This window comes from Tepidiforma sp., assembly GCF_034433535.1.
GTDB lineage: Bacteria > Chloroflexota > Dehalococcoidia > Tepidiformales > Tepidiformaceae > Tepidiforma.
In genome coordinates this window covers 1-4,335 of sequence record NZ_DAOUAO010000010.1, presented here as the reverse complement: position 1 = coordinate 4,335, position 4,335 = coordinate 1, and the positions used below count along the sequence as shown (strand labels likewise).

The 4,335-nt window shown below is 69.8% G+C and carries 4 protein-coding genes and 1 pseudogene; 2 read left to right on the top strand and 3 right to left on the bottom strand.

All coding sequences use genetic code 11. The features are described from left to right. Positions 1-528, bottom strand: a 528-nt coding sequence (locus VAE46_RS00705) for a multicopper oxidase domain-containing protein (protein WP_322794981.1), incomplete at its 3' end; no start/stop codon positions are given. A 233-nt stretch (positions 529-761) separates the two neighbouring features. Between VAE46_RS00705 and VAE46_RS00700 the strand changes: the two genes are divergently transcribed. After that, on the top strand, positions 762-1,592 hold the full coding sequence (locus tag VAE46_RS00700) for a universal stress protein (RefSeq protein ID WP_322794980.1): 831 nt from the start codon (positions 762-764) through the stop codon (positions 1,590-1,592). A 151-nt stretch (positions 1,593-1,743) separates the two neighbouring features. Beyond that, positions 1,744-3,018: a CoA transferase gene (locus VAE46_RS00695; protein WP_322794979.1), complete on the top strand. Its 1,275-nt coding sequence runs from the start codon at positions 1,744-1,746 to the stop codon at positions 3,016-3,018. Positions 3,019-3,037: 19 nt separating this feature from the next. Here the strand turns inward: VAE46_RS00695 and VAE46_RS00690 are convergent, their stop codons facing one another. Together VAE46_RS00690 and VAE46_RS00685 are read right to left on the bottom strand one after the other, a co-directional pair. Next, positions 3,038-3,952 (bottom strand): NAD-dependent epimerase/dehydratase family protein, encoded by a 915-nt coding sequence (locus VAE46_RS00690; RefSeq protein WP_322794978.1) that lies wholly within the window; start codon positions 3,950-3,952, stop codon positions 3,038-3,040. 44 nt (positions 3,953-3,996) lie between these two features. Further along, a pseudogene (locus VAE46_RS00685) lies at positions 3,997-4,335 on the bottom strand (hypothetical protein); the annotation flags it as partial.

The following is a 4,335-nucleotide window of genomic DNA, read 5'->3' as shown; positions in this document are numbered from 1 at the left end:
CCAGTGGACGGCGGTGCTTTCGGTGAGGTTATTGGTGACGTTGATGCGGACGCGGTCGCCGACCTTCCCGCGAAGGATGGGGCCGGGGATCATCTTGTTGTAGCCGCGGGCCTTTTCGACCTGGCCGGGCACGACTTCCCAGTCGACCTCGTCGATGGTGAGGTCCCAGACTTTGACGCCGTTTTCGATGCGGGGCTCAAGGGGAACGTTGCCGCGGCCTTTGGTGAGCGGCGCCTTCTGGTTGCGGAGGAAATCGAGGACGCCCTTCTGGTGGTCGGCGTCGATTTTCTGCCAGCGCTGCTGGGAGGCGTTCTCACCGCCGGACGCGGGGGTAGGGCCGGGCTTGACGTTGCCGGAACCGACGCCGGTGGGCTCGGCCTTCTGGCCGGTGGGGTCTTCGTAGCAGGCGCTGGAGATCAGTGCGCCGGCGACCGGGATGGCGGCGCCGACGACGCCGGCGCGCTTGAGGAAGCGGCGGCGGTCGAGGCGCTGAGCGGGAGCGGGGAATGGTTCGAAGGGAGCGTTCATGGGACTGTGGCCTCCACGCGAGGGGTCTCGCAGGGTGGAGGGTAGGGGCCGGCGCGTCGGCCGGAGAGGTCCGGTTGGCCCGGAGGCGGGGGCCGGTGGTCCTTTCGTGAAAGAATTCGCAAGCTTGAGCGAGGCGATGGGCCCGGTCGGCGCCCCGCTGGGGGCCGGATTGGGGCTCGCGCGCGGGCGGCGGATGGTTCATGCTTGGCGCACCAGCCGGAGGTACAGGTGCAATGACAACGAATGGACCCATCCTGATCCCGCTCGATGGTTCGAGCCTTGCGGAGCATGCACTCGTGGATGCGGCGTGGCTGAAGAGCGTGACGGGGCTCCCGGTACGCTTCCTGCACGTGATGGAGCACGACGGCACGCCCGAGCAGCGGCAGCACGCAGCGGAGAAGTTCCGGGAGTATGCGCTGGGGCTGGCGGCGAAGCACGGGATGGGCGATGCGGTGTGCGATGTCGTGGTTGGTTCGCCGGCGAAGGAGATCCTGCAGGCGGCGGAGACGGCTTCGTACATCGTGATCGCGACGCACGGCCACGGGGGGTTCCGGGCGCTGATCCTCGGGAGCGTGGCCGATAAGGTCATCCGGGGGGCGAAGGTCCCGGTGCTGGTGGAGCCGGGCACGGAAGCGCCGGAGGCACCGGGGGGCGGTCGGCCGATCGTGGTGGGCCTGGACGGTTCGGAAGAGGCGGAGCGCGGGCTGGCGCTGGCCCGCGAGCTGGGCGCGAAGGCAGGGCTGCCGCTGCTGCTGCTGCGGGCGTACAGCGTGCCGCCGCCTGCCGGGATCGAGTTCTCGTACTACCCGGCTGACCTCTCGGCGACGCTGGAGGCGGCGGCGAAGGAGTATCTGCAGGCGACGGCGAAGCCAGGCGAGCGGACGGTGCTGGTGCAGGGCGACGCCGCGACGGCCATCCTCGAGGTGGCGGAGCAGGAGAACGCGAGCCTGATTGTGGTGACCTCGACCGGGAAGGGGCTGGCGAAGCGGATCGCGCTGGGGAGCACGACGGACCGGGTGGTGCACGGGACGAAGCGATCGGTGCTGGTGGTACCCGCCGAGTAGGTGGGAGGTGGGAGGTTGGAGGTTGGAGCCGCCCCACCAGCCCCCGTCCACCCGGGGAGCAGGGAGCGGGGAGCGGGGAGGAGATGGGAGGTGGCCGCGGTAGCGCACCTTCACGCAAACGTTAGAATACGGGCCCGAGGAGGGAGTTCGTATGCCGACCGGGCCGTTGCAGGGCGTGAAGGTCCTGGAGTTTTCGCAGATCATCGCCGGGCCGTTCTGCGGGATGCACCTCGCGGATATGGGCGCGGAGGTGACGAAGTTCGAGCCGCTCGAGGGCGAGCCGTGGCGGGTGTTCGTCGAACTGATCCCGAAGGAGTCGCGGACGTTCGTGAGCCTGAACCGGGGGAAGCGCGGGGTGGCGATGGATATGACGCGCCCGGAGGCGCAGGAAGTCATCCACCGGCTGGTGAAGGACGCCGATGTGGTGGTGATCAACTACCGGCCGGGGGTGGCCGAGCAGCTGCGGATCGACTACGAGACGCTGCGGGCGATCAACCCGCGGCTGATTTACTGCGAGAACACGGCGTACGGGCGGTACGGCCCGCTGGCGCACCGGGGCGGCTACGACCTGGTGGTGCAGGCGATGACGGGCCTGATGGCGGGCGAGGCGAAGATGGCGGGCGATGTGCCGACGTACATCTACCCGGCGGTGGCGGACTATGCGACGGGGATCCAGATGGCGAACAGCATCTGCGCGGCGCTGTACTACCGCGAGAAGACCGGTCGGGGGCAGCGCATCGACTGCACGCTGATGGGCACGGCCATCGCCATGCAGACGAGCCAGTTCACCTGGATCGAGGCGTTCGATGAGGGCGTTATCCCGCCGATGCTGGCCGAGCTCCAGCAGGCCCGGGCTGAGATGAAGAGCTTTACCGAGCAGGTGGCGGTCCACAACAAGTACCGCCCGGCGGCAGTGGGGAACATCTACTACCGGGTGTACCAGACGCGGGACGGGTTCATCGCCGTCGGCGCACTCAGTCAGTCGCTGCGGTTGAAGGTGCTTGCGGCGACCGGGCTGCGCGACCCGCGCTTCCGCGAGGATGGCAGCTTCGAGGTCAACCCGCCGGGCTGGGACGTGGAGGGGCCGAAGCTGGTGAAGGAGGCGGAGGCGCTATTCCGGACGAAGACGACGGAAGAGTGGGGGGAAATTTTCGAACGGCACGGGGTGCCGGCCGGGCCGCTGTACTTCATCGAGGAGCTGTTCGACCACCCGCAGACGCTTGCCAACGGGCTGCAGGTGGAGCTGGAGCACCCGCTGCTGGGGAAGTACAAGATGGTGGGCCCGCCGTTCCAGATGTCGGCGAGCCGGCTGGAGGCGCAGGGGCCGAGCCCGATGCTGGGCGAGCACACCGACGTGGTGCTCGCGGAGGCGGGCTTGACCGCCGAGGAGATCGCGCGGCTGCGCGAGGCCGGGGTCGTGCGGTAGGCGGTCGCAGGGAACCGGGTCAGGGGCGGAACGATTCGACCGTGCGGCGGATGCCTTCTTCGAAGCTGACGCGCGGCTCCCAGCCGAGTTCGGCGCGGGCGCGGCTGCAATCGAGCCAGAAGTTGCGGACGTCGCCGGGGCGCGGGGGCCCGAACCGCGGCGGGATGGTGTTGCCCGTAACGGCGGAGAGGACGCGGTAGATTTCGTTGACGGTGGTGCCGACGCCGGTGCCGATGTTCGCGACCAGCGCCGGGCCGCGGTCGAGGGCGAGGACGTTGGCCCTGGCGATGTCGCCCACGTAGAGATAGTCCTTCTTCTGTTCGCCGTCGCCGTCGATGGTGCATTGCTGGCCGCCGAGCATGAGTCCGGTGAAGATGGCGACGACGCCGGCCTCGCCCTGGGGGTCCTGGCGGGGGCCGTACGCGTTCCCGTAACGGAGGATGGTGTATTGGATGCCGGCGGTGCGGGCGGCGAGCTGGACGTAGAGTTCGCCGACGTACTTGGAGGTGCCGTAGGCGGAGCGCGGCGCGATGGGGTGGTCTTCGGTGACGGGGAGGGCGATGGGCTCGCCGTACACGGTGCCGCCGGACGAGGCGTAGATGATCTTGCGCACCCCGTGGGCAATGGCGAGGCTGGCGACACGGGCGGTGCCGCCGCCGTTCACCTCGAGGTCGTGGACGGGGTCGGCCTGGCCGACCTTAACGCTCGCCTGGGCGGCGTGGTGATTGATGACCTCGGGGCGGAAGTCGGCGACGATGCGTTCGAACTCGCGGGCGTGGATATCGACCTCGTAGAGGTGGGCGGCGCGGTTGACGTTGGCGCGGCGGCCGGTGGAGAGGTTATCGACGACGGCGACGTCGTGGCCGGCTTCGAGGTAGGCGTCGACGATGTGGGAGCCGATGAAGCCGGCCCCTCCGGTAACGAGGATGCGCATGTCGGTCCAGTCTTGGGGGCGAGGCGGCAACGGGCAACGGGCGGTCAGGCGGGCTCGCGCAGGCGGGCGGCGGCCCAGCCGATAGCCGCGCATACGGCGCCGGCAAGCAGACCCCCGAGGATGATGGGGGCGAGGAAATCGGCGAGCGGCGCGCCGGAGGCGACCTGCGCCCACTTGGCGACGCCGACGTTGAGCGCGAAGCCCGCGGCGAAGCCCCAGGCGGCCCAGTGGCGCTCGCGGGCGGTGCGGCCGACCTCGAGCTCGGCCAGGACCCCGGCGAGGGGACCGGCGGAGTCGAGGCGGCGGGCTTCGGCTTCGAGGGCCGCGACCAGCTCATCGAAGAGGTCCTCGGGGAGCGACTCGGCGAGCAGGTCGTCGGCGGG